The sequence below is a fragment of the Ollibium composti genome (assembly GCF_004801285.1).
In the GTDB taxonomy this organism is placed as follows: Bacteria; Pseudomonadota; Alphaproteobacteria; order Rhizobiales; family Rhizobiaceae; genus Mesorhizobium; species Mesorhizobium composti.
This window is the reverse complement of the sequence record NZ_SSNY01000001.1, coordinates 279,840-303,266: the sequence shown is the minus strand read 5'-3', so window position 1 is coordinate 303,266 and position 23,427 is coordinate 279,840. Positions and strand designations below refer to the sequence as shown.

Below are 23,427 nucleotides of genomic sequence, written 5' to 3'. Positions count from 1 at the left end.
CCATGCGTCGTCCCATGAGAAGCGGGCCGAACCTGCATGCGGCAATGCTCGAAACCAAGAGGAGTTACCAATCATGGCCGATCTGATCGTCGTCTACTGGCGCGACATTCCCGCTCAGGTCACCGTCAAGCGCGGGCGGCTGAACGCCAAGCGCGAACTGTCGCTGCGCTTCACCGAGGCCATCGACATGGCTGCGATGAAGTCAGGGGCGGCCGCGACGGACGCCTACCTCGCCGAATGGCGGCGCGCCGACCCCGTGCCTGTCGGCGACGACCTCGAAGCCGAGGCTGACAAGGCCGTGAACGACCTCGAAGCGGCATATCCGCGGGAGCGGCTGGTCGCTCTCGCCAAATCAGGCGGCAAGGAAAATGGATAGCACCCAGCCGAAGACGACCCCGCTGGAATCGACAACCGCGGCCGGTCCGGCGAGCGCTGCGGGCGAGGCCATACCGCCCGCAGCGGCGGGCGGCGTGACGCAGGCCACCATGGTCAAGAAGACCGCGCCGAAGAGCGACTACAAGCCCGCCGACGTGTCGCCGCAGCGGCGCGTGCAGCGCTCCTTCGCCGTCCGGCTGTGGTCGATCCGCCATTCGCGGCTGCTGGAATGGTTCTACGCCCGCTTCGCCGACGCCTTCCTGATGCTGCATCCGCTGTGGAAAGGCATCGGCTACGGCCGCGTCGAGGCACCGGTGAAATTCGTCGAGAAGCGCGTCAAGGGCTTCATGTTCGACTGCCGCATGTGCGGCCAATGCATCCTGTCTTCCACCGGCATGTCATGCCCGATGAACTGCCCCAAGCAATTGCGCAACGGGCCCTGCGGCGGCGTGCGCGCCAACGGCCACTGCGAAGTGGAACCCGACATGCCCTGCGTCTGGGTGAAGGCGTGGGAAGGCTCCAGGCAAATGGTCAAGGGCGACGCCATCTTCAACGTGCAGAAGCCGGTCGACCAGTCGCTGCGCGAAACGTCCGCCTGGCTGCGCGTGACCGCGCAGGCGGCCGCCGCGCGTGAAGCCGCCAAATCCGGAAACGCAGCATGACCTCCGCCCGCCCTCCACAGCGCGACGAGAACCCGGCCGGCATCCACCTGCCGCTGGAGCCCCTGCCCGGCCACACCTCGCGCGGCCGCCTCGAGCGCGTACTGCGCCGCGGCGAGTTCGCCGTCACCACCGAACTGAACCCGCCCGACAGCGCCGACCCCGAAGACGTCTACAACCGCGCGAAAATCTTCGACGGCTGGGTGGACGCCATCAACGCCGTCGACGCCTCCGGCGCCAACTGCCATATGTCGTCGGTCGGCATCTGCGCGCTTTTGACCCGCATGGGCTACGCGCCGATCATGCAGATCGCCTGCCGCGACAAGAACCGCATCGCCATCCAGGGCGACGTGCTGGGCGGTGCCGCCATGGGCGTCGCCAACATGCTGTGCCTGACCGGTGACGGCGTGCAGGCCGGCGACCAGCCCGGCGCCAAGCCGGTGTTCGATCTCGACTGCATGTCGTTGCTGGAGACCGTACGCGTCATGCGCGACAACGGCAAGTTCCTCTCCGGCCGCAAGCTGACGACGCCACCGCAAGTGTTCCTCGGCGCCGCCATCAACCCGTTCGCGCCGCCTTACGATTTCCGCCCGCACCGGCTTGGCAAGAAGATCGCCGCCGGCGCGCAGTTCGTGCAGAGCCAGTATTGCTTCGACGTGCCGATGTTTCGCACCTACATGCAGCGCGTGCGCGACCTCGGCTATACCGAAAAGGTCTTCATCCTGTGCGGCGTCGGTCCCCTCGCCTCGGCCAAGACGGCGAAATGGATCCGCTCCAACGTGCCGGGCATCCACATCCCCGACGCCGTCATCAAGCGGCTGGAGGGCGCTGAGGACCAGAAGAAGGAAGGCAAGCAGCTCTGCATCGACATCATCAACGAGGTGAAGGAAATCCCCGGCGTGTCGGGCGTCCATGTGATGGCCTACCGGCAGGAGGAATACGTCGCCGAGATCGTCGATGAATCGGGCGTGCTGAAGGGCCGCCGGCCGTGGATACGCGAAGTGCGCGCCGATGACGCGCTGGTCGCCGAGCGCCTCGGCCGCCTGCTTCACGACGACATAACCGAAACGCAGGTGGACATGGTCAAGTCCGCGCATTGACCGACGCCATCCCGAACCTGTGCTTGAATGCAATCAGATAACGATATAAAGAAATCTTTATATCACGACGGAGACAATCATGACCCGCACCATCGTCGCATCCGCGACCCGCGAAATCGTCATCGGTTTCGACCAGCCGTTCTGCGTGATCGGCGAGCGCATCAACCCGACCGGTCGCAAGAAGCTGGCCGCCGAGATGATCGAGGGCAATTTCGAGACGGTGAAGAAGGACGCGCTGGAACAGGCCGCCTGCGGCGCCACCATGCTCGACGTCAATGCCGGCGTCACCTCCGTCAACCCGAACGAAACGGAACCGGGCCTGCTGGTCCAGACGCTTGAGATCGTCCAGAACCTGGTCGACCTGCCGCTGTCCATCGACTCGTCCGTTTCCGGCGCCATCGAAGCGGCACTCAAGGTCGCCAAGGGCCGTCCGCTGGTCAATTCCGTCACCGGCGAGGAGGAGAAGCTGGAAGCGATCCTGCCGCTGGTGAAGAAATACAACGTGCCGGTGGTCGCCATCTCCAACGACGAGACCGGCATCTCGATGGATCCGGACGTCCGTTTCGCCGTTGCCAAGAAGATCGTCGAGCGCTGCGCCGATTTCGGCATCCCGGCGCACGACGTGGTGGTCGACCCGCTGGTCATGCCGATCGGCGCGCTGGGCGATGCCGGCCGCCAGGTCTTCGCGCTGCTGCGGCGGCTCCGCGAGGAACTCAAGGTCAACACCACCTGCGGCCTCTCCAACATCTCCTTCGGCCTGCCGCACCGGCACGGCATCAACGCCGCCTTCATCCCGATGGTGATTGGCGCGGGCATGACCTCGGCCATCATGAACCCGGTCCGCCCGCAGGAGATGGAAGCCGTGCGCGGCGCCAACGTTCTGGCCGGCACCGACAAGGACTGCATGACCTGGATCAAGACCTACAAGGACTTCAAGCCGGGCGAGCACGCCGCCCCGCCGCCGGTGGCGGTCACCACGCCCAGCGCGGAAGGCGCTGCGGCTGCCGGCGGAAGACGTCGCGGTGGCCGTGAGGCGAGGATGGCGAGGGGATGAGGAATGGTCGTGCGTCCTTCGAGGCTCGCTTCGCTCGCACCTCAGGATGAGGACCGTTTGTGCCGAACCTGCGCAAGCAAAACCGGGCAAACCACCTCCCTCATCCTGAGGTGCGAGCGAAGCGAGCCTCGAAGGACGCACTTACTCTCTATCAACAAGATGACCTCGCCGCGACAGCGCCGGCAGACTCTCATAGGCAAGCGCGACCAACGCTTCTTTCTTACGCCGAGACCAACCTTTGATTTGTCGCTCTCGCGCGATGGCATCGGTGATGCGGTCGTAACCTTCGGCGAAGACAAGTTCCACCGGCCGACGGCGCGCCGTGTAGCTGTCGATGGGAAGGTTGTTATGCTCCCAGAGCCTTGCCTCGACCTCTTGCTTGGTCGAGCCTACATAGTAGGAACCATCGGCGCATCTGAGCATATAGACCGTCATCTCGAATTGCATTCAATGCGTCCTTCGAGGCTCGCTGCGCTCGCACCTCAGGATGAGGGGCGTTCACACCCTTCATCCCAAGCCTTGAAGCGTCATCATCAACATATCACAGTTCCCCTGCCTCTCAGAACTTGGCAACGGAGAAACCGCACCCACCTCCCTCATCCTGAGGTGCGAGCGCAGCGAGCCTCGAAGGACGCACCAGTACAATGAACGCTCCCGTAAACTCCACCGATCCTCTCGTCCTGTTCATGCCGTCCGGTAAGCGTGGGCGCTTCCCCGTCGGTACGCCGGTTCTCGATGCGGCGCGCTCGCTCGGCGTCTATGTGGAATCGGTGTGCGGCGGCCGCGCCACCTGCGGGCGCTGCCAGATCGAGGTGCAGGAAGGCAATTTCGCCAAGCACAAGATCGTCTCCTCGCTCGATCATATCTCGCCCAAGGGGCCAAAGGAGGAACGCTACGAGCGCGTGCGCGGCCTGCCCGAGGGGCGCCGCCTGTCCTGCTCGGCCACCGTCCAGGGCGACCTCGTCGTCGACGTGCCGCAGGACACCGTCATCAATGCGCAGACCATCCGCAAGGCCGCCACCGACCGCGTGATCGAGCGCAACGCCGCCGTGCAGATGTGCTACGTCGAGGTCGACGAGCCCGACATGCACAAGCCGCTCGGCGATCTGGACCGCCTGAAGGCCGTGCTCGCCAAGGACTGGGGCTGGAAGGACCTTCTGGTCGCCCCGCACCTCATCCCGGAAGTCCAGAAGATCCTGCGCAAGGAGAACTGGGCCGTCACCGCCGCGATCCATCGCGACATGGAATCCTCGCGCCCCTTCATCATCGCGCTCTATCCCGGCCTGAAGAACGAGGCCTACGGCATCGCCTGCGACATTGGCTCGACCACCATCGCCATGCATCTGGTGTCGCTGCTGTCGGGCCGCATCGTGGCATCGGCCGGCGCGCCGAACCCGCAGATCCGCTTCGGCGAAGACGTCATGAGCCGCGTCTCCTACGTCATGATGAACCCGGATGGCCAGGGGGCGATGACCGCTGCGGTGCGCCAGGCCGTCAACGACCTCATCGGCAAGGTGTGCGCCGAGAGCGGCGTCGACCGGCACGACATCTTCGATTGCGTGTTCGTCGCCAACCCGATCATGCACCACCTGTTCCTCGGCATCGACCCGACCGAGCTCGGCCAGGCGCCGTTCGCGCTCGCCGTTTCCGGCGCGCTGCAATTCTGGGCGCACGAGATCGGCATCGAGGTGAGCCGCGGCGCGCGGCTCTATACGCTCCCCTGCATTGCCGGCCATGTCGGCGCCGACGCCGCCGGCGCCACGCTGTCGGAAGGCCCTTACCGGCAGGACCGCATGATGCTTCTGGTCGATGTCGGCACCAATGCCGAAATCGTGCTGGGCAATGACAAGCACGTCGTCGCCGCCTCCTCGCCCACCGGCCCCGCCTTCGAGGGTGCGGAAATCTCGTCCGGCCAGCGCGCCGCCCCCGGTGCCATCGAGCGCGTGCGCATCGATCCCGAGACGTTCGAGCCGAAATACAGGGTCATCGGCGTCGACAAATGGTCCGACGAGGAAGGCTTCGAGGAAGCCGCCAAGGCGACCGGCGTCACCGGCATCTGCGGCTCGGCCATCATCGAGGTGGTGGCGGAGATGTACCTGTCCGGCCTGATCTCGGAGGACGGCGTCATCGACGGTGCGCTTGCCGCGCGCACGCCGCGCATCATCGAGAACGGCCGCACCTTCTCCTACCTGCTGCGCGACGGCCAGCCGCGCATCACCGTCACCCAGAACGACATCCGCGCCATCCAGCTCGCCAAGGCGGCCCTTTATGCCGGCACCAAGCTGTTGATGGAAAAGCAGGGTATCGAACAGGTGGACACCATCCGCTTCGCCGGCGCTTTCGGCTCCTTCATCGATCCGAAATACGCCATGGTGCTCGGCCTCATCCCCGACTGCGACCTCGCGGAAGTCAAGGCGGTCGGCAACGCCTCCGGCACCGGCGCGCTGATGGCGCTGCTCAACCGCGACCATCGCCGTGAGATCGAACATGAGGTTTCGAAGATCGAGAAGATCGAGACGGCGCTGGAGCCGGACTTCCAGCGCCTGTTCATCAACGCCATGGCGCTGCCCAACAAGGTGGACGCCTTCCCCAAGCTGTCCGAGCAGGTGAAGCTGCCGCCGCGCAAGGTCATGGAAGCCGGCGCGGACGGGGACGGCGGATCGCGGCGGCGTGGTCGCGAGGGCCGGCGGCGCGGCTAGGGCATCTTTGCAGCCAGTCGGAATCGCCCGGCATCGCGCCCGGTTCGGCCAGGGAAACCGGATCGGAGCAACGGGATCGCGTTCGCCGGAACGCACGCTGATCCGACACGCCGACAGCTCATCGCCACCTCACACAAGCGTGAACAGGTCCGGCCGCACCGTGATCGTGCCATAGTGGAAGTCTAAGGCTTTTTCTGCGACGAGCCTCACCAAAAGACATCAACAAAAGCGAAGTCCATGCCCACCTCCCTTACGCGCCGCGGCTTTGTCATTGCGGTTCCCCTGCTTCTCGGCGGTTGTGTGTCCGCCGGCCGGTCCGCAACCGCTCCGAAAGCCAAGCGGGAAATCCCGCAATACTATCGCGACATGTACGCGGCTATCGACGACGAGCCGTTTCCGATTCCGGCACCTGACCTGACCAAGATCGATCCGAAATATTACCGGCAGGAAGTCGCCTACAACGGCCCGGAGACGCCCGGCAGCGTCGTCGTCGATACGCCGAACCGCTTCCTCTATCTGCTTCTGGGCGAAGGTCGCGCCATGCGCTACGGCGTCGGCGTCGGCAAGGCCGGCCTTGAGTTCGAAGGCACCGGCGTCATCCAGTACAAGCGCGAATGGCCGCGCTGGACGCCGACGCAGGACATGATCGCGCGCGAGCCGGAACGCTACGGACCGCTGGCGCAAGGGATGGAACCCGGCCCGACCAACCCGCTCGGCGCGCGCGCGCTCTACCTGTTCAAGAACGGCGTCGACACGCTCTACCGCATCCACGGCACCAACGAGGACTGGTCCATCGGCCGCTCGATTTCCAGCGGTTGCATCCGCATGCTGAACCAGGACGTCATGGACCTCTACCGGCGCGTGCGCCCCGGCTCCCGCGTCATCGTCCTGCAGCAGGATACACCCTTGGCGGCCTGAGGCGACACGCATACGCAACATGGCGTAGCGTGCCGATCCTTGACAGATCGGGCCTTCAAAACCAATTTTGATGGCGAAGGGAGGCGTTCATAGAGCCGGCGTGACGCGCCGGACGAGTGCCTGCCCATGCCAAGCTTGACCAGCCACGCCGTCGCCTTCATCCTGCGCCATAGTCGCAAGAAGGCTTTTGCCTCACCGGAAAACATGCAGCGCTGGATCGCCCACGCCCGCAAGAGGCAGAGCCACCTGCCCCCGGCCTGGATGACGCAGCGCCTCGATATCCGCACGACGGACGTCGAAGGCTACCCCGTCTACGAGATCGCGCCCCGCGCCGGCGCCGCGAAGCGGATTCTCTACATGCACGGCGGCGCCTATGTCTTTGAAATCACGTCCTATCATTGGGCGCTGATTGCCGAGTTGGCCGAGCGCACAGGCTACGGTGTCACCGTCCCCATCTATCCGATCGCACCCGAGCACGACTTCCACGCCATGTTCGGCATGGTCGGCGCCGTCTATCGCCGCATGCTGGAGGAGAACGAGGCCGCCGACATCGTCTTCATGGGCGATTCCGCCGGCGGCAACATGGCGGTCGTGCTGACCATGATGGCGGCGCGCGAAGGCCTGCCCGCACCGGCCAGCCACGTGCTGATCTCGCCCGGCCTCGACATGTCGCTGGCCAATCCGGCCATTTTCGAACTGGCCGAGCACGACCCGTGGCTGGACATTCCCGGCGGGCTGGAGGCGATCCGCCTCTACGGCGCCGGCATGGACCGCGCCGACTGGCGCATCAGCCCGCTCTATGGCGACCTTTCGGTGCTGCCGCACACGCTTCTGTTCACCGGTTCGCGCGACCTGCTCTCGCCCGACAACCTGATCTTCGCGGAAAAGGCCCGCGCTGCCGGCGTGGACGTCGAGGTCGTCTATGGCGAAGGCATGTTCCATGTCTGGCCGCTGATCCGCATGCCGGAAGCGCGGCTGGCCCGCGACCGCATGGTGGACTTCCTTACCGCCGATGCGGCAAGGACGGCCCCGCGACACGAGCGGGAAGCGGCCGAAGGCCCCGATGCTTCCAATCCGGTCCGGGATGCCGCCGAATAGGCCTCTCAGAACTTGCCGGTGTTGCGGAACACCTCGAACGTCGCGCGGATATGATCGGCCACGGCCTTGACCGGCGCGCTGGCGTCCGGCGTCACCACCATGGCGAGGCTGTAGTTGCCGATCTCCGGCATGCCGTCAGCCGGGCCTAGGGCCACCATGTCGCTGCCGAGGAACGAGCCCGGCAGCGGCGCCACGGCAAGGTCGGCCATGATCGCGGCGCGCTGGCCGGCGGTGTGGGCGCTCATATAGGCGACGCGGTAGTTGATGCCCTGCCGGCCGAGCGCTTCCAGCGCCCCTGCCCGCCACACGCAGCCTTCCTCCCACACCGACACCGGCAGCGGGTCGCGCAGATGCGCGCAACCACCCTTGGCGGCCGCCCACACGATCGGTTCGGTTAAAAGCACCTCGGCACCGATGGCACTGGCCTTGTAGGAGTTGGTAAGCAGCGTGAGGTCCAGCGCCCGGTCGTCCATGCGCCGGCGCAGGTTGATCGACTGGTCGATGGTGACGTCGACGGCGATGGACGGATGTGACTGCGCGAAGCGCTTGAGCACATGCGGCAACACCCGCTCGCCGTAGTCGTCCGGCGCGCCGAGCCGCACCACGCCGACGATGTCGGGCACGATGAACTTCGACACCGCTTCGCGGTTGATGGCCAGCAGCCGCCGCGCATAGCCGAGCAGCATTTCGCCGTCCGTCGTCAGCGATACCGAACGCGCGTCGCGCGCGAACACCGAGCGGCCGAGGATGTCCTCCAGCTTCTTGATCTGCATGGAGACCGCCGACGGCGTGCGGTAGACGGCCGTGGCGGCGGTGGTGAAGCTGCCGGTTTCGGCGATCGCCACGAAAGTGCGCAGGACATCGAGATCGAGCAACGGCAGGGGATGATTGAGCGGCGCGTTCATGGTGTCGCTTTCAATTTTTCTGATGAAAAACATCATTCCATTTCGTTTGATTGAATATCAATCCGGCCTCATAGTCAATCCTGTCGGAAGGTGACGAGCGGCACCCCGATCCGGCCATGAAAGGCCCGCGATCCGCCGCCCAGCCCGGAACGCCAAGGAGAAGGCCATGACATCGATACTGTCGACGATCGGTCGTATCGCGACCGAGTTCAACGCCGCCCGCACCCGCTACCAGACCGAGCGCGCTATCCTCTCGCTGCCGCAGGAATTGCAGAAGGATATCGGCTGGCCGGAAGCCAGCGAGGCGCCTGCCGCATCGCGCGAGAAAGTTCTGCACTGACGCGACGGCCGACGCACCCTACCCGCCCTCGGATAGGGTCGCCGGCCAGTCATGACGGCGCTGCATGGCGCATATGAACAAATCGCATGGCGCTCGCGGTCGATGATTAAGCGACTGTAAATACATTCGATTTCGAGCGCCATGCCGGAAAACGACAGCATTGCGATGTCGCTTTTCATGCTAAGCGCTTCGCATTTGCGATTTCATCATGCACTGCACAAGACTATATCGCAGTCAAACGAGCCGGCCCCACTCCATCACGCGAAGGCGACCCGTCTGAGCAACCGAATGGAGTTCGTCATGAAATTCTTCAGCCGCCTCTTCGCCCGCCGCGAAGGCAACCTGACGACGGCGCTTGAGCGCCAGCGCCTCGGCCGCACCATGCCCGGCCAGACCGGCGCCGTCGCGGCCGCCCGCCTCGGCTTCGTCGCCTGAATTTCCGCGTTGCGTTCCATAGCGACGCGCGTTTCCTGAATCGCAGCCGCCCCGGTCTCGCCGCCGGGGCGGTTTCGTGCATTCCCACGCCCGGATATCCGGCGATGCAACCGCAGCGGGCAGCGTCTGGCGCCGCCCTCTCATGGATTGCCCGTTTGCGACCCATGTCGCAAATTTAATTCTTGCAAAGCGGTCTAGCCGATTGACAGGAAAGGTTTTTCCTGATGACGCTATGCTGATCGCGACATTCTGATCGCGTCATCCGGGCCTCGGGAGGGTGCCGTGAACGCCAGCCAGCATTCCAGCAAGCGGTCGTTTGTCTTTTTTCTCATCCCCGACTTCACCATGGTCGCCTTCGCGACCGCGCTGGACCCGTTGCGGCTGGCCAATCGCATGCTGGGCTACGAAGCCTACAAGTGGCGGCTGGCCAGCATCGATGGCAAGCCGGTGCGCGCGTCCAGCGGCGTCGAATGCGCCGTCGACACCTCGCTCGACGACGAGCGGCGCAAGATGGCCGGGCCGGACCGGCCGTCCATGGCCATCGTGTGCAGCGGCATCAATGTCGAGAAATACCACAACAAGTCGGTCTTCGCCTGGCTGCGCGAGGAACACAATCGCGGCGTCGCCGTCGGTGGCCTGTGCACCGGCGCCCATGTCCTAGCCAATGCCGGCCTGTTGTCCAACAGGCGCTGCGCCATCCACTGGGAAAACCTGCCCGGCTTCCAGGAGGCGTTCCCCAAGGCCAACGTCTTCGCCGACCTCTACGAAGTCGACCAGAACATCTATACCTGCGCCGGCGGCACGGCGGCCCTCGACATGATGCTGAAGCTGATCGGCGACGATTTCGACGAGAACCTCGTCAACCGCGTCTGCGAGCAGGTGCTGACCGACCGCGTCAGGAGCCCGACCGACCGCCAGCGCCTGCCTTTGCGCGCACGGCTCGGCGTGCAGAATTCCAAGGTGCTCACCATCATCGAACTGATGGAGGCCAACCTGTCGGAGCCGCTGTCGCTGATCGAGATCGCCGACCATGTCGACCTGTCGCGCCGGCAGATCGAGCGGCTGTTCCGCTCCGAGATGGGCCGTTCCCCGGCTCGCTACTATCTCGAGATCCGGCTGGACCGCGCCCGCCACCTGCTCATCCAGTCGTCCATGCCGGTGGTGGAAGTGGCGGTGGCCTGCGGCTTCGTCTCGGCCTCGCACTTCTCAAAATGCTACCGCGAACTCTACGCCCGCTCGCCGCAGCAGGAGCGCGTCGACCGCAAGCATCTGCTGGCGGCGTAGACCGCTCAGCGGTCGTTGTCGTATAGCCAGCGGCGGTCGCGCCACATTTTCTCGCCGACCATGCAGTCGACGCTCGGCTCCGCGGCGGCAAGCACGACGGGTGGCGCCCTTGCCGCTTCGGCGGCACGACGCGGCTCTCCCGCCAGTTCCATCACCAGCTTGCGCCGCACGGCCTCCGGGAACTGCGTCCAGTCGTTGACCGGCACCATGAAGGCGCCCGGTCCGCCGATGACGCAATCGCCATAGTAGCGGTCGAGATCGGTGACATCGTAGATCGAGGAGAAGCCACCGCGCGTCATCAGCGGCAGGCCGTTGATGGTGATGCCCTGCCCGACCAGTTCGTCGCGGATGCCGGCCACCGGGGCGCCCTGGTTGTTCGGTCCGTCACCGGAAATATCGATGACGCGCCTGGCGCTCTGAAAGCCGCTCTCGGCGAACAGGTCGCCGCCGAATGCGAGCGCCGCCGAGATAGAAGTGCGCCGCGCGCTGCTGGGTGGCCTGGCGCTCATCTGCGCGACGACGCGCTCGGCATCCTCACGAGTTGCGATCGTCGTCCACGGCACGACCACGCGCTGCATGGTGGTGCCGGCCCATTCGACATAGGTGACGGCGATCCTGCCGTTGGCGCCGTCGGCGATGGCCTGCAGCACGGTCTCGTGGGTCAAGGCAGCGGCATAGCCGTGCCGCTGGATTTCCAGTTCCGCCGCCGACATCGACAGCGATACGTCGACCGCCAGCACAAGCTGCACGTCGACGGGCTCCGCGGCGTCGGCGCGCAGGGCCGTGAGGGCGATCCACACGCCGCTCTGGGCAACCCGCCATGGGCGAAGCCGACGAGACATGCCCAAGGATACGCCAAATTATCGCACGGGGAAACGCAGGTCGCCCGCCGCCCGGTCACGATCAGGAAAGCATTCCCGCTTCGATCGGTCGTGCGTCCTTCGAGGCTCGCTCCGCTCGCACCTCAGGATGAGGCAGGTCGGGTGCCAACGCTATTCCATTGAAGTTCGCACAACCGGCCCTCATCCTGAGGTGCGAGCGGAGCGAGCCTCGAAGGACGCACCGGCTATCAGCTTCGCGGCTTCAGGTTCTCCGGGTCGTAGAGCGGCTTGTAGCCGACGCCCGCCACCTCGACCGGGAAGGTGTCGCCGAAATACTCGACCTGGAGCTTGCGGCCCGCCTCGCAGTAGCTCCACGGCAGGTAGGCCAGCGCGATGTTCTTGCCGATGGTCGGGCCGTAGGCGACCGACGTCGTGAAGGAACGGCGGCCGAGTTCGTCCACCAGCGTCTCGCCCGTCGCCGGATCCATCACCGGCATGATGCCGACCGGATAGCGGGCGACGCCCTTGGAATCGATGTTGTCGGTCATCACCAGCGTGCACAGCATCGCCGGCTGGTGCTCGCGCGCCTTGTATTCAAGGTGCTTGGCCTTGCCGCGGAAATCCGCTTCCTTGACCTTCGGGCGGGCGAGATCGGCCTCGATCAGGTTGTATTCGGTCAAAAGGTCGGCGTTCTGCAGGCGCAGGCTCTTTTCCATGCGGCGCGAATTCGCATAGGTCTCGACGCCGAAGGCCATGACGCCGGTGGAGCGCAGCGCGTCCCATACCGCCAGCCCGTCCTCGTAGCGCATGTGCAGTTCCCAGCCCTGCTCGCCGACATAGGAGAGGCGGAAAGCCATCACGTCCTTGCCGGCGATCTTGATCGTCTTGATCGCGGCGAAGGGGAAGTTTTCCAGCGAAAGGCCATCCGGGTCCTCCACCACCTTCTGCAAGGTGGCGCGCGCATTCGGCCCCCAGATGCCGACGGTGACGTATTTCTCCGTCACGTCGGTGACGGTGACGTCGAAGCCCTTGTCCTCGGCCACGCGCTTCACATAGTGGAAGTCGCGCGGGCCGGCATCGGCGCCGTCGACGACGCGGCAGCGGTCGGCCATGCGGATGACGGTCAGGTCCGCGCGCACCATGCCCTCGTCGTCGAGGAAGTGGGTGTAGATGCCCTTGCCGATGTTGTTGTCGCCGCCGATCTTTGCCGCGCACAGCCATTCCATCAGCGCCACATGGTCGGGGCCGGACACTTCGAACATGTAGAAATGCGACAGATTGACGATGCCGCAATCCTCGCTCATGGCGAGATGCTCTGCGTTGGAGACGCGCCAGAAATGGCGATTATCCCACTCGTTCTCGCGCACCGGCACGCGGTTGCCGTACTTTTCCAGGAGGTGCTCGTTGGCAGCGTAGCCGTGCGCGCGCTCCCAGCCACCCAGTTCCATGAAGTAGCCGCCCAGTTCCTTCTCGCGTTCATAGAAGGGCGAACGCTTGACGTTGCGGCCGGTGGCGTAGGGCTCGCGCGGGTGCACGGCCGGATTGTAGATTTTCTGCGCCGCCTCGCCGCAGCGGCCGGCGATGAAGTCTTCGGTGAGCTGGTGCGGATAGAAACGCGAATAATCGATCGAATTGTGGTCGATATGGGTGCGGCCGTCCGTCATCCAGTCGGCCACCAACTTGCCGTAGCCCGGCCCGTCCTTGACCCAGATGGCGACGGCGTACCAGAGCCCCCTCACCTTCTGGCTCTCGCCGATGGAGGCGCCGCCGGCGGCCGAGACCTGCAGCAGCCCGTTGAAGGAGCGTCGCTCGTCGTAGCCGAGTTCGCCGAGGATCGGGGTGAGTTCGATGGCGCGCTCCAGCGGCTCCAGGATCTGCTCCATATCGAGGTCGCGCTGCGACGGCGACAGCCGCGCCTGATCCTTTTCGAGCAGGTCGCGCGGATGGACGAGGCGCGGATTGGTCTCTTCGTAGTAGCCCCACTCGATCATGCCGCCTTCCGAGGTCTTCGGGTCGCCGGTGTCGCGCATGTAGGCGGAGTTGCCCTGGTCGCGCATCAGCGGGTAGCCGATCTCCTTGCCCGTGCCGGCGAATTCCGTGTACGGGCCGAAGAAGGTCAGCGGGTGGTCTACGGGCATCACCGGCAGGTCTTCGCCAGCCATCTCCGCGATCAGCCGGCCCCACAGGCCGGCGCAGACCACCACGTAGTCGGCATGGATGGTGCCGCGACTGGTGACGACGCCCTTGATGCGGCCGTTCTCGATGATGAGCGACTTGGCCGGCGTGTTGGCGAAGGCCTTCAGCTTGCCGGCCTTCTCGGCCTGGTCGACCAGCTTGCCGGCGACCGTCTGCGAACGAGGGATGACGAGGCCGGCGTCGGGGTCCCACAGGCCGCCCTGCACCACCGATTCCTCGATCAGCGGGAACTTTTCCTTGATCTCGGCGGGACCGACCAGCCGGGCGCGCGTGCCGAAAGCCTTGGCCGACGCCACCTTGCGCTTGATCTCGTCCATGCGCGCATCGTCGCCGACGCGGGCCACCTCAAGGCCGCCGATACGCTCGTAGTGGCCCATCTTCTCGTAGAAATCGATGGAATAGAGCGAGGTCCAGCACGACAGGAAGTCGTGGCTGGTCATGTAGCAGAAGTCGGACGCATGGGCGGTCGAGCCGATGTCGGTCGGGATGCCCGACTTGTCGATACCGACGATATCGTCCCAGCCGCGCTCGATCAGGTGATGCGCGACCGAGGCACCGACGATGCCGCCCAGCCCGACGATGACGACCTTCGCCTTGTTCGGAAACTCTGCCATTGCGCTCACTCCGAAGGGGATTCCGGGAAGTGGAATTTCGGGCACACTATAGAGCGGTGCGGCGCGATTGCAGCCTGTTTGCGACATCGCCCGAACGCCGCGCGACCAGCCTCGGCGTGGCCGGTGTCGGACATGTCAAGGCCGGGCGTCAGCCCGGCCTTTTCGTCACGCGTTCAGGTGCCTGAAGCCTATTTGATCTTGGCGACACCACCCGAAATCTCGATGGTCTCGGCGCCGGTCAGCGCCTGAAGGTCGCCGTTCGGAAAGGTGACGAAGCAGCCGTTGGGGCAGAACTGCGCCGTCTCGCCGGCGGCGAGCGTCAGTTCCGTCTTGCTGCCGCCCTCGGTAACGACCAGCGTGCGGGCCTCGTTGTCCCTGTTGACGGCGCTGGCGGCAAACGCCTGGCCGGCAGTGGCCGCAAGCACGGTCGCGGCAAGGAGCGATCTCCACATTGCAATCCCGGTGTCGCCACCGCCTCTGTTGTCCCAAGCAAGGCATCCAGCCGTTGCGCGCACTGTATACGGGGATGAAGCTGAACCGCAACTGAATGCCGCATTCATGCCACAATCGGTTTCGCGGCGGCTGAAAACGGATCAGTTCGGGTCTGGCTTGCGGCCCTTGCGGCGGCTCTTGGCCTGCTGGCGCGCGGCCTCGGCTTTCGCCTCTTCCTGCTCGGCGGCCTCGACCTCGATGCGGTCGTCGTCGGTCGGCCACGGCTCCAGCGCCGGCTTCTTCTCCATGACCGCGCGCACGGTCGAGGGAATGGCGATGCCCTCGCGATCGAACGCATCGAGAATGGCGAAGCGGATGTCGTTCTGCACGGTTCCGCTGTTGGTGATGTCGGCAAGGAAGACGCGCATCTCGAATTCCAGCGCCGCCGGACCGAAATTGGTGAACTGGACGAAGGGTTCGGGATTCTTCAGCACCATCGGATGGCCGCGTGCGATCTCGGACAGCACCGCATGCGCCTTGTGCGCATCGCTGTCATAGGCGACGCCCACCTTGATCTCCATGCGGCCGAGCTTGTTGCGATGCGTCCAGTTGCCGACCGCATTGTTGATGAGGTTGGAGTTGGGCAGGATGACCGACTGGCGCTGGAACGTCTCGATCTCGGTCGCGCGCACGCTGATCTTCTTGACGGTTCCGGACACGTCGCCGGCGACAATCCAGTCGCCCACCTTGAACGGCCGTTCCGCCAGAAGGATCAGGCCGGAGACGAAGTTGGAAACGACGTTCTGGAGACCGAAGCCGATACCCAGCGAAAGCGCGCCGGCAACCAGTGCGAGATTGGAAAGGTCTATGCCCGCCGCCGAGACGCCGACGAGCCCTGCCAGCGCCACGCCGGCATAGCCGACCGCAAGGCGGATCGAGTTGCGCACGCCGGTATCGACCTTGCCGCGTGCCATCACCGAGCCGTCGAGCCAGCCCTGGAACCAGCGCGTCAGGAAATAGCCGACGATGAAGACGACGATGCCCGACAGGATGCCGGTGAAGGAGATTGTCACGGAACCGATGGTGAGGCCGGTCGCCAGCCTGTAGCCCCAGGACTGGATGTCGCCCGGCTGGAACCCCCACATCATCAGGATCAGTGGCAGGAAGACCAGCACGATCAAGACGTTGAGCGCGATCGAGGCGACCAGGCCGAGCTGGTCGAGCGTGTTGTCCTCCAGCGAGGAATTCTCCGCAAGCCAGCGGCCGACGAAGGAGTTTCCAAACCCGCCCTCGGCGCCGATGGCGCGGGCCGACAACAGCCCGATATAGGCCGTCACCAGGATGGTGCCGGTGACGACCACCTGCAGCGACACGAAGGTGGCAAGGCCGATATAACCCAGAAGAGCGGCACCGATCGTGAAGGCGCCGAGACCGTAGGCACTGTAGCGCAGCCATACCGGCCAGCGCCGCCATTCGCCTTCCTTGGTGCGGAACGGCTTCAGCAATCCCATGAGAATGAGCAGCACGCCGACGATGACGGCTGCCAGGAAGCTGCGCGCCACCGTCAGCGACAGCGGCGAGCCCATCTGGTTGTTGACGATGGCGAGGAAGCTGCTGACGCCGATGACGAGCGCCATCGCCGTGGTCAGCCGCACCAGCCAGCGCGCGGCTTCCGGCTCGACCGGGATCAGCCGCCATGCGGGGCGCGCCGGCGACAGCGCCGCATTGGTCAGCCGGTTGACGCAGAAGACGAGGCCGATGACCGTCATGGCTGCGGCCAGGAAGGTGCCGATGTCGCCGCGCAACACGCCGTAGTAATCGTAGAAGAAGTAGGTCGCGGCGAAGAACACGCCCAGCGCCACCGTCGGCAGCAGCGTCGACCAGAAGGTGCGCGACAGCCGGCTGAGATAGGACGGGCTTTCACCGCCGTTCGGGTCGATCAGGCGGCCGAAGACGCGGCGTCCGCCGAACATCAGCACGAAGGCGGCGATCAGCGCCATCATCGTGGCCACAAGCATCGGCTGCGCCTTGTATTTGAGCGCGAAGCCCAGCCAGGAGGAAATCGAATTGTAGAAGGACGTCACGCCGGCATGCGCGTCGGACAGCACCTTGCTGCTGAAAGCGTCCGTCAGCGCGTAGCGTCGCGTCAACAGGTTGCGGAACAGGTCGCTGCGTGTCGTGGCGACCGTGTTGATGAGATTGCTGATGCGCACCGACAGTGTCTGGGCCGAAGCGATCACCGCGTTGATCTCGGCCTTTTCGGCAGCCAGCGCCTGGCGCTCGTTGGTGACGATGTCCGGCTCGGCGGGCTGCCCCTCTGCCGGGGGCGGCCCCAGCTGCTCCAGCCGCTTGTTGATCTCGGCGATGCGCGGCCGGAAGGCCAGCGCGCTTTGCAGGGCCTGCGGCGCCAGTTCCTCCAGTTGCAGCCGGATATCGACCAGCTTGTCGTCGTCTTCCTTGTTTTGCCCGATCTGCTTTTCGAGCCGGTCGACCTTGGCGGTGAGGTCCAGCAGCACCTTCTGCTGCGCGGCGACGATGCCCGCCGGCGCCTGGACGGGTGCGGGGTCGGCCGTCGTCTGCGCACCGGCCGGCACGACGCAGGCCAGCGCCAGCAGGAAGACCAGCAGGCGCAGCAGCGAAGGAAAGGTCGGGAAACGGCTCAACGGCGACGACTCGGGGACAGCATGGCGTTTCGGCGACCGCCATAGATAGAGACAGCACCGGCGGCGGGCAAGCGCGGGCTGGATCGCGGCCGATCAATCCGGCCGGCCAAACTGGTCGGCCAATCTGGTCGGTCTGTCGAAAAGCGATGGCGAAATATTGGCTTTGGCCGTCCCGCCTGCTCTATAGTCTGCCCACGCCCCGCAACGGAAACCCACGATCATGGCGGAATATTCGGCCTTCGCGCTGCTCCGGAACGCGCTGTCGGGAAACAAGGACTGGAAACCGGCTTGGCGCAAGCCCGAGCCGAAGGCATCGTACGACGTCATCGTCATCGGCGGCGGCGGGCATGGTCTTTCCACCGCCTATTACCTCGCCAAGGAGCATGGCATCACCAATGTCGCGGTGCTGGAGAAGGGCTGGCTCGGTTCCGGCAATGTCGGGCGCAACACCACGGCCGTGCGCTCCAACTACCTGTTGCCGCCCAACACCCGCTTCTACGAGCATTCGATGAAGCTGTGGGAGAACCTGTCGCACGATCTCAACTACAACGTCATGTTCTCGCAGCGCGGCTGCCTCAATCTCGCGCATTCGCCGGCGCAGCTCGACGATTATGCGCGGCGCGGCAACTCCATGCGCCATCAGGGCGTCGACGCCGAGCTGATGACGCCGGCCGAGATCAAACGCCTGATGCCGATGATCGACGTGTCCGACACGGCCCGTTTCCCCGTCTATGGCGGCCTGATGCAGCCGCGCGCCGGCACCGCCCGCCACGACGCCGTCGCCTGGGGCTATGCACGCGGCGCCGATAGGCGGGGCGTCGATATCGTCGAGAACTGCGAGGTGACGGGTTTCATCAGGGACGGCGACAAGATCGTCGGCGTTTCCACCTCGCGCGGCGAGATTCGCGCCAAAAAGGTGGCCGTCGCGGTCGCCGGTTCGACCGGCCGCGTTATGCAACTGGCCGGCATCGACCGGCTGCCGATCGAAAGCCATGTGTTGCAGGCCTTCGTCTCCGAATCGCTGAAACCGGTGCTCGACACCGTCGTCACCTTCGGCATGGGGCACTTCTACATCTCCCAGTCCGACAAGGGCGGACTGGTCTACGGCGGCGACATCGACGGCTACAATTCCTATGCCCAGCGCGGCAACCTGCCGATCGTCGAGGACGTCATGGCCGAGATGCTGGCATTGTTCCCCTCGCTGGCAAGCGTGCGCATGCTGCGCTCGTGGGGCGGCGTGTGCGACATGTCGATGGACGGCTCGCCGATCATCACCAAGGGGCCGCTGCCGGGCATGTATCTCAACTGCGGCTGGTGCTACGGCGGCTTCAAGGCGACGCCCGCCTCCGGCTTCTGCTTCGCCCACACCATCGCCCGCGACGAGCCGCACGACCTCAACGCCGCCTTCACGCTCGACCGCTTCCATCGCGGCATCCTGATCGACGAGAAGGGCCAGGGCGCGACACCACGGCTGCACTAGGCCATAACCATGGCCAAACAAAAAGACACAAACATATGCTGATCACCTGCCCCTATTGCGGCCCGCGCGACGTGTCCGAGTTCACCTATCAGGGCGATGGCAACCGCCAGCGCCCTGCCCCGAACTCGCAGAACCTCGATGCCTGGAACGAGTATGTCTATGACCGGCTGAACCCGGCCGGCGACCACAACGAGATATGGCAGCATTCCGGCGGCTGCCGCATCCATCTGCGCGTCGTGCGCAACACGCTGACCCATGCGGTTTCCAGCGCGGTCGCGGTCCGGGGTCACCATGGAGGCAAGCCGTGAGCGCGCGCCGCACCGAAGGCGGCGGCCGTATCGACCGCGCCCGCACCATCCGCTTCACCTTCGACGGCGCTACCTACAGCGGCCATCCGGGCGACACGCTGGCCTCGGCCCTGCTCGCCAACGGCGTTTCCCTGTTCGGCCGCTCCTTCAAATACCACCGCCCGCGCGGCGTACTAAGCGCCGGTGTAGACGAGCCGAACGCGCTGGTGACCGTCCTGCGCGGGCAGGCGCGCGAGCCCAACATCCCCGCGACGATAGTCGAGATCCACGACGGGCTGGTGGCCGAGAGCCAGAACCGCTTTCCCTCGCTGGCCTGGGACGTCAGCGCCGTCAACCAGCTTGCCGGCCCGCTGATCTCCGCCGGCTTCTATTACAAGACCTTCATGGGGCCGGTGATCGGGCCGCTGAAAGGCACCCGCTTCTGGATGGTGTGCGAGCGCTTCATCCGCCGCGCCGCCGGCCTCGGCCGTGCCGGAGCCGTTCCCGACAAGGCGCGCTACGAGCGCATGAACGCCTTCTGCGACGTGCTCGTCGTCGGAGCCGGCCCGGCGGGACTGACGGCGGCGAAGGCGGCTGCCGAGAAAGGTGCGCGCGTCGTCCTCGCGGACATCGAGCCGCGCCTCGGCGGCTCCGCCAACTGGTCGGGCGAGGTCATCGACGGCAAGCCGGCGGCGGACTGGGCCGCCGCCGCCGTCAACGACCTGCGCGCGGCGGACAATGTGCGTCTCCTGCCGCGCACCACCGTCTGGGGCTACTACGACGGCAACACGCTGGCGGCCCTCGAGCGCGTCAGCGACCACAAGCAGCACCCCGCCAAGGGCGAGCCGCGCCATCGCACTTGGACGATCCGCGCGAAATCCGTCGTGCTGGCGACCGGCGCGCTGGAGCGGCCGCTGGTGTTTCCCGGCAACGACCGGCCGGGCGTCATGCTGGCGGGTGCTGCCGAGCGCTACGCCAACGAGTTCGGCGTGCTGCCCGGCCAGAAGGTCGCCGTCTTCACCAACAACGACAGCGCCTATCGCGCCGCGCATGCGCTGAGGCAGGCAGGCGCCGCCATCGCGGCAATCGTCGACGTGCGCACCGACATCTCCGCCGACATGCTCGACTTCGCCGGTAAGGCAGAAACCGAGATGCTGACCGGCCACGCCGTCGTCGCCACCGAAGGCGGCAAGGCGCTGACCGGCATCAAGGTGCAGCGCTTCGATGCCGCGTCCGGCGCATTGTCCGGCGAGCCGCGCTCCATCCACGCCGACTGCCTGCTGATGTCCGGCGGCTGGTCGCCTGCCATCCACCTCGCCAGCCAGGCCGGCGCCAGGGCCGAATGGAACGAGGCGCTGCAGGCCTTCCTGCCGCCGAAGCCGAACCAGAAATGGACCGGCGCGGGCGCCTTCACCGGCGCGTTCTCGACCACCGAGGCGATCGAACAGGGCCATGCCGCCGGGCTGACGGCATCCGGCGCCCGGTCGAAGCATTTCGATGCGCCTGCCGTCGAGGCGGCTCCCGGTGCGCCGGGCTCCGAGCCCGTCTTCGAGATCACGGCACCGGGCAAGAGCTTCGTCGATTTCCAGCACGACGTGACCGCCGACGACGTACGGCTTGCCCATCGCGAGGGTTTCGTCTCGGTCGAGCACCTGAAGCGCTACACCACGCTCGGCATGGCGACCGACCAGGGCAAGACCTCCAACGTGCCTGGCCTTGCCATCATGGCCGCCGCGCTCGGCAAGGAGATCCCGCAGGTCGGCACCACCCGCTTCCGCCCGCCCTATGCGGCCGTTTCGTTGGGCTCGCTGGCCGGCGAGCGCTACGGCGACCTGAAGCCGGAACGGCTCACCCCGATGCACGACTGGCACCTTGCCAACGGCGCGAGCATGTATTCCGCCGGCCTGTGGTGGCGGCCGCAAATCTACGGCCATGCCGGCGAAACCGTCGAGCAGGCCTACGTGCGCGAGACGAAGGCGACGCGCGGCTCGGCTGGCATCGTCGATGTCTCGACGCTCGGCAAGATCGCCGTGCAGGGACCGGACGCTGCCGAACTGCTCGACCGCGTCTATACCAACATGTTCTCCACCCTCGCCGTCGGCAAGGCGCGCTACGGGCTGATGCTGCGCGAGGACGGGCTGGCCTTCGACGACGGCACGACATGGCGACTCGGCGAGCAGGATTTCCTGATGACCACCACGACGGCCAATGCCGGCAAGGTCATGCAGCATCTGGAATATTTCCTCGAGGTGATCTGGCCCGATCTGAAAGTGACCGTCACCTCCGTCACCGACCAGTGGGCGGGCGCCGCCATCGGCGGGCCGAAGGCACGGGAAATCCTGGCAAGCTGCGTCGAGGGCACGGCGGTGGACAACGCCACCCTCCCCTTCATGGGCATCGTCCACGGCGAGATCGCCGGCGTGCCGGTGATGATCTGCCGCCTCTCCTTCTCCGGCGAAATGGCCTTCGAGGTCTATTGCGGCGCCGACTGGGGCACGCATGTCTGGGAAGCGCTCATCGAAGCCGGCAAGCCGTTCGACCTTGTGCCCTACGGGCTGGAGGCGCTGGGCACCATGCGCATCGAGAAGGGCCACGTCACCGGCGCCGAGATCGACGGCCGCACCACGGCGCGCGACCTGCATCTCGACTGGATGCTGTCGAAGAAGAAGCCGTTCATCGGCTCGGCCATGATGGACCGCGAAGGCCTGATCGCCGCCGACCGCCTGCAACTCGTCGGCGTCGTCTCGCTCGACAACCGGCCGCTCAACGGCGGCGCCCATATCGTCGAGCAACTGGACGAGAAGAACCCGCACGGCTCCATCGGCCATATCACCGCCTGCTGCTATTCGCCTTCGCTCGGCAAATACATCGCGCTGGCGCTGGTCGAGGGCGGCAAGGCACGCCACGGCAGCCGTGCCTTCACCTCCGATCCGCTGCGCGGCCGTTTCGGCCCGGTCGAGATCGTCAGCCACCATTTCTTCGACCCCGAAGGGAGCCGCATGCATGGCTAGGTCAACCGAGGTCGAGCGTCTGTCGCCGCTGGCGCCGGTCTACCGCGCCGGCCCGCACGGCAATTTCGAGGACGGCGTCGGCGTGGCGCTGTCGGAGCCGCGTCCGGGTTCGATCGTCCAGCTTGCAGCATGGCCGGGCGAGGAACGCCGGATGATCGACGCGATCCGCACCGTCGCCGGCCTTGCCCTGCCCGACGGCGCCGGCGGTGGCGTCACCGAAAACGGCAGAGCCGCCTTCGGCTTCGCGCCGGGAAAATTCACCGTCATCGACGAAAAGGACGGGCTGGCGGCCGCTTTCGCCAAGGCGGTCACGCCGGCTATCGGTACGGTGACCGACCTTTCGCATGGCCGCACGGTCATCCGCATCGAAGGCCCGGAGGCCGAATGGGTGCTGGCGAAGTTCTTCGCCATCGATCTTTCGCCCCCTGCCTTCCCGCTCGGCGCCGGCCGCTCGACCACGCATCATGACATCTTCGCCCAGATCCAGCGCAGCGGCCCGGATCGCTTCGATATCCACGTCTTCCGTTCCTTCGCGCGCTCCTTCTGGACGGCGCTGTGCCACGGCTGCGAGGAAGTCGGCTACGAGGTGGCGTAGGGAGGAATTGCCATGGAGTTCATCAACTCGCCGGCGGCCAAAGCGGTGAAGCTGCCCTTCAGCCAGGCGGTGCGCGTCGGCGACATCCTCTATCTGTCCGGCGCGCTCGGCAACGTGCCGGGCAAGCTTGAACTGGTGCCCGGAGGCATCGAAGCCGAAGCACGCCAGACGATGGACAATATCGGCGCAGTGCTGAAGGAAAACGGCCTGACCTTCGCCGACGTCTTCAAATGCACGGTGATGCTCGCCGACATGGCCGACTGGCCGACGTTCAACCGCATCTATCTCGACTATTTCGATCCCGACCGCCTGCCGGCCCGCTCGGCCTTCGGCGCCAACGGCCTGGCGCTCGGCGCCCGGCTCGAGCTCGAATGCATGGCCTACATGCCTCGCAGTTAGCTGGCCTTACGACATGCCGCTCCTGTTGCTTGAGGGCGGCTGAAACCGGCTCGATAGTCGCC

Annotated in this window: 21 protein-coding genes; 15 read left to right on the top strand and 6 right to left on the bottom strand. The window is 65.8% G+C overall.

Features of this window, described 5'->3' with window-relative positions:
• Nucleotides 1-73: 73 nt before the first annotated feature.
• The 4 genes from E6C48_RS01415 to E6C48_RS01400 all read left to right on the top strand — a co-directional run bounded on the left by E6C48_RS01415 (nucleotide 74) and on the right by E6C48_RS01400 (nucleotide 3,188).
• The gene (locus E6C48_RS01415) at nucleotides 74-376 is read left to right on the top strand and encodes a virulence factor (RefSeq protein ID WP_136353220.1); all 303 of its coding nucleotides are present in this window, start codon (nucleotides 74-76) and stop codon (nucleotides 374-376) included.
• A gap of 109 nt (nucleotides 377-485) precedes the next feature.
• The gene (locus E6C48_RS01410; RefSeq protein WP_136353971.1) at nucleotides 486-1,037 is read left to right on the top strand and encodes a methylenetetrahydrofolate reductase C-terminal domain-containing protein; all 552 of its coding nucleotides are present in this window, start codon (nucleotides 486-488) and stop codon (nucleotides 1,035-1,037) included.
• Complete coding sequence (locus E6C48_RS01405; protein WP_136353218.1) at nucleotides 1,034-2,134, top strand: methylenetetrahydrofolate reductase; 1,101 nt, start codon at nucleotides 1,034-1,036, stop codon at nucleotides 2,132-2,134. The genes E6C48_RS01410 and E6C48_RS01405 overlap by 4 nt, the downstream gene beginning before the upstream one ends.
• Nucleotides 2,135-2,213: 79 nt before the next feature.
• Nucleotides 2,214-3,188 (top strand): methyltetrahydrofolate cobalamin methyltransferase, encoded by a 975-nt coding sequence (locus tag E6C48_RS01400; RefSeq protein WP_136353216.1) that lies wholly within the window; start codon nucleotides 2,214-2,216, stop codon nucleotides 3,186-3,188.
• Nucleotides 3,189-3,329: 141 nt separating this feature from the next.
• On the opposite strand, the gene E6C48_RS01395 is transcribed toward E6C48_RS01400, so the two are convergent.
• On the bottom strand, nucleotides 3,330-3,635 hold the full coding sequence (locus E6C48_RS01395; protein WP_136353213.1) for a GIY-YIG nuclease family protein: 306 nt from the start codon (nucleotides 3,633-3,635) through the stop codon (nucleotides 3,330-3,332).
• A 197-nt stretch (nucleotides 3,636-3,832) separates the two neighbouring features.
• On the opposite strand from E6C48_RS01395, the gene E6C48_RS01390 reads away from it, so the two are divergent.
• The 3 genes from E6C48_RS01390 to E6C48_RS01380 all read left to right on the top strand — a co-directional run bounded on the left by E6C48_RS01390 (nucleotide 3,833) and on the right by E6C48_RS01380 (nucleotide 7,903).
• Nucleotides 3,833-5,887: an ASKHA domain-containing protein gene (locus E6C48_RS01390; RefSeq protein ID WP_136353211.1), complete on the top strand. Its 2,055-nt coding sequence runs from the start codon at nucleotides 3,833-3,835 to the stop codon at nucleotides 5,885-5,887.
• Between the two features lie 237 nt (nucleotides 5,888-6,124).
• Nucleotides 6,125-6,805, top strand: a complete 681-nt coding sequence (locus E6C48_RS01385) for a L,D-transpeptidase (RefSeq protein ID WP_136353209.1) — start codon at nucleotides 6,125-6,127, stop codon at nucleotides 6,803-6,805.
• A gap of 126 nt (nucleotides 6,806-6,931) precedes the next feature.
• Nucleotides 6,932-7,903, top strand: a complete 972-nt coding sequence (locus E6C48_RS01380; RefSeq protein ID WP_136353207.1) for an alpha/beta hydrolase — start codon at nucleotides 6,932-6,934, stop codon at nucleotides 7,901-7,903.
• A gap of 5 nt (nucleotides 7,904-7,908) precedes the next feature.
• Here the strand turns inward: E6C48_RS01380 and E6C48_RS01375 are convergent, their stop codons facing one another.
• Nucleotides 7,909-8,808 (bottom strand): LysR substrate-binding domain-containing protein, encoded by a 900-nt coding sequence (locus tag E6C48_RS01375; RefSeq protein ID WP_136353969.1) that lies wholly within the window; start codon nucleotides 8,806-8,808, stop codon nucleotides 7,909-7,911.
• Between the two features lie 166 nt (nucleotides 8,809-8,974).
• Here E6C48_RS01375 and E6C48_RS22465 point away from each other — a divergent pair, with 166 nt between their 5' ends.
• The 3 genes from E6C48_RS22465 (at nucleotide 8,975) to E6C48_RS01365 (ending at nucleotide 10,867) form a co-directional block, all read left to right on the top strand.
• On the top strand, nucleotides 8,975-9,148 hold the full coding sequence (locus E6C48_RS22465; RefSeq protein ID WP_168734420.1) for a hypothetical protein: 174 nt from the start codon (nucleotides 8,975-8,977) through the stop codon (nucleotides 9,146-9,148).
• Between the two features lie 300 nt (nucleotides 9,149-9,448).
• The gene (locus E6C48_RS22990) at nucleotides 9,449-9,583 is read left to right on the top strand and encodes a hypothetical protein (RefSeq protein WP_136353205.1); all 135 of its coding nucleotides are present in this window, start codon (nucleotides 9,449-9,451) and stop codon (nucleotides 9,581-9,583) included.
• A 345-nt stretch (nucleotides 9,584-9,928) separates the two neighbouring features.
• Nucleotides 9,929-10,867 (top strand): GlxA family transcriptional regulator, encoded by a 939-nt coding sequence (locus E6C48_RS01365; RefSeq protein ID WP_348639794.1) that lies wholly within the window; start codon nucleotides 9,929-9,931, stop codon nucleotides 10,865-10,867.
• Between the two features lie 5 nt (nucleotides 10,868-10,872).
• Here the strand turns inward: E6C48_RS01365 and E6C48_RS01360 are convergent, their stop codons facing one another.
• The 4 genes from E6C48_RS01360 to E6C48_RS01345 form a co-directional block, all read right to left on the bottom strand.
• Entirely contained in the window at nucleotides 10,873-11,709 is an 837-nt protein-coding gene (locus E6C48_RS01360; protein WP_136353201.1) for a DUF1194 domain-containing protein, read from the bottom strand.
• Nucleotides 11,710-11,936: 227 nt separating this feature from the next.
• Nucleotides 11,937-14,498 carry a GcvT family protein gene (locus tag E6C48_RS01355; RefSeq protein WP_136353199.1) on the bottom strand — a complete coding sequence of 854 codons (2,562 nt, stop codon included), beginning with the start codon at nucleotides 14,496-14,498 and terminating at the stop codon, nucleotides 11,937-11,939.
• 188 nt (nucleotides 14,499-14,686) lie between these two features.
• The gene (locus E6C48_RS01350; protein ID WP_136353197.1) at nucleotides 14,687-14,950 is read right to left on the bottom strand and encodes a hypothetical protein; all 264 of its coding nucleotides are present in this window, start codon (nucleotides 14,948-14,950) and stop codon (nucleotides 14,687-14,689) included.
• Nucleotides 14,951-15,091: 141 nt separating this feature from the next.
• Nucleotides 15,092-17,593, bottom strand: coding sequence for a mechanosensitive ion channel domain-containing protein (locus tag E6C48_RS01345; RefSeq protein WP_407940934.1), 2,502 nt, complete (start codon nucleotides 17,591-17,593; stop codon nucleotides 15,092-15,094).
• Between the two features lie 220 nt (nucleotides 17,594-17,813).
• Between E6C48_RS01345 and E6C48_RS01340 the strand changes: the two genes are divergently transcribed.
• From E6C48_RS01340 to E6C48_RS01320, 5 genes are read left to right on the top strand one after another with little or no spacing between them, the layout of a single operon-like run.
• On the top strand, nucleotides 17,814-19,073 hold the full coding sequence (locus E6C48_RS01340; protein WP_136353195.1) for a sarcosine oxidase subunit beta: 1,260 nt from the start codon (nucleotides 17,814-17,816) through the stop codon (nucleotides 19,071-19,073).
• Nucleotides 19,074-19,108: 35 nt separating this feature from the next.
• Nucleotides 19,109-19,381 carry a sarcosine oxidase subunit delta family protein gene (locus E6C48_RS01335; RefSeq protein ID WP_136353193.1) on the top strand — a complete coding sequence of 91 codons (273 nt, stop codon included), beginning with the start codon at nucleotides 19,109-19,111 and terminating at the stop codon, nucleotides 19,379-19,381.
• Nucleotides 19,378-22,371: a sarcosine oxidase subunit alpha gene (locus tag E6C48_RS01330; RefSeq protein ID WP_136353191.1), complete on the top strand. Its 2,994-nt coding sequence runs from the start codon at nucleotides 19,378-19,380 to the stop codon at nucleotides 22,369-22,371. Before E6C48_RS01335 ends, E6C48_RS01330 begins: the two co-directional genes overlap by 4 nt.
• Nucleotides 22,364-22,966, top strand: coding sequence for a sarcosine oxidase subunit gamma family protein (gene soxG, locus E6C48_RS01325; RefSeq protein ID WP_136353189.1), 603 nt, complete (start codon nucleotides 22,364-22,366; stop codon nucleotides 22,964-22,966). The genes E6C48_RS01330 and soxG overlap by 8 nt, the downstream gene beginning before the upstream one ends.
• Before the next feature lie 12 nt (nucleotides 22,967-22,978).
• Nucleotides 22,979-23,365 (top strand): RidA family protein, encoded by a 387-nt coding sequence (locus E6C48_RS01320; protein WP_136353187.1) that lies wholly within the window; start codon nucleotides 22,979-22,981, stop codon nucleotides 23,363-23,365.
• Nucleotides 23,366-23,427: the final 62 nt, after the last annotated feature.

What these genes read in the sequence shown, in the direction of transcription:
- E6C48_RS01415 (WP_136353220.1), top strand. Translation starts at nt 74, where the DNA reads ATGGCCGATCTGATCGTCGTCTACTGGCGCGACATTCCCGCTCAGGTC.
- E6C48_RS01410 (WP_136353971.1), top strand. Translation starts at nt 486, where the DNA reads ATGGTCAAGAAGACCGCGCCGAAGAGCGACTACAAGCCCGCCGACGTG.
- E6C48_RS01405 (WP_136353218.1), top strand. Translation starts at nt 1,034, where the DNA reads ATGACCTCCGCCCGCCCTCCACAGCGCGACGAGAACCCGGCCGGCATC.
- E6C48_RS01400 (WP_136353216.1), top strand. Translation starts at nt 2,214, where the DNA reads ATGACCCGCACCATCGTCGCATCCGCGACCCGCGAAATCGTCATCGGT.
- E6C48_RS01395 (WP_136353213.1), bottom strand. Translation starts at nt 3,635, where the DNA reads ATGCAATTCGAGATGACGGTCTATATGCTCAGATGCGCCGATGGTTCC.
- E6C48_RS01390 (WP_136353211.1), top strand. Translation starts at nt 3,833, where the DNA reads ATGAACGCTCCCGTAAACTCCACCGATCCTCTCGTCCTGTTCATGCCG.
- E6C48_RS01385 (WP_136353209.1), top strand. Translation starts at nt 6,125, where the DNA reads ATGCCCACCTCCCTTACGCGCCGCGGCTTTGTCATTGCGGTTCCCCTG.
- E6C48_RS01380 (WP_136353207.1), top strand. Translation starts at nt 6,932, where the DNA reads ATGCCAAGCTTGACCAGCCACGCCGTCGCCTTCATCCTGCGCCATAGT.
- E6C48_RS01375 (WP_136353969.1), bottom strand. Translation starts at nt 8,808, where the DNA reads ATGAACGCGCCGCTCAATCATCCCCTGCCGTTGCTCGATCTCGATGTC.
- E6C48_RS22465 (WP_168734420.1), top strand. Translation starts at nt 8,975, where the DNA reads ATGACATCGATACTGTCGACGATCGGTCGTATCGCGACCGAGTTCAAC.
- E6C48_RS22990 (WP_136353205.1), top strand. Translation starts at nt 9,449, where the DNA reads ATGAAATTCTTCAGCCGCCTCTTCGCCCGCCGCGAAGGCAACCTGACG.
- E6C48_RS01365 (WP_348639794.1), top strand. Translation starts at nt 9,929, where the DNA reads ATGGTCGCCTTCGCGACCGCGCTGGACCCGTTGCGGCTGGCCAATCGC.
- E6C48_RS01360 (WP_136353201.1), bottom strand. Translation starts at nt 11,709, where the DNA reads ATGTCTCGTCGGCTTCGCCCATGGCGGGTTGCCCAGAGCGGCGTGTGG.
- E6C48_RS01355 (WP_136353199.1), bottom strand. Translation starts at nt 14,498, where the DNA reads ATGGCAGAGTTTCCGAACAAGGCGAAGGTCGTCATCGTCGGGCTGGGC.
- E6C48_RS01350 (WP_136353197.1), bottom strand. Translation starts at nt 14,950, where the DNA reads ATGTGGAGATCGCTCCTTGCCGCGACCGTGCTTGCGGCCACTGCCGGC.
- E6C48_RS01340 (WP_136353195.1), top strand. Translation starts at nt 17,814, where the DNA reads ATGGCGGAATATTCGGCCTTCGCGCTGCTCCGGAACGCGCTGTCGGGA.
- E6C48_RS01335 (WP_136353193.1), top strand. Translation starts at nt 19,109, where the DNA reads ATGCTGATCACCTGCCCCTATTGCGGCCCGCGCGACGTGTCCGAGTTC.
- soxG (WP_136353189.1), top strand. Translation starts at nt 22,364, where the DNA reads ATGGCTAGGTCAACCGAGGTCGAGCGTCTGTCGCCGCTGGCGCCGGTC.
- E6C48_RS01320 (WP_136353187.1), top strand. Translation starts at nt 22,979, where the DNA reads ATGGAGTTCATCAACTCGCCGGCGGCCAAAGCGGTGAAGCTGCCCTTC.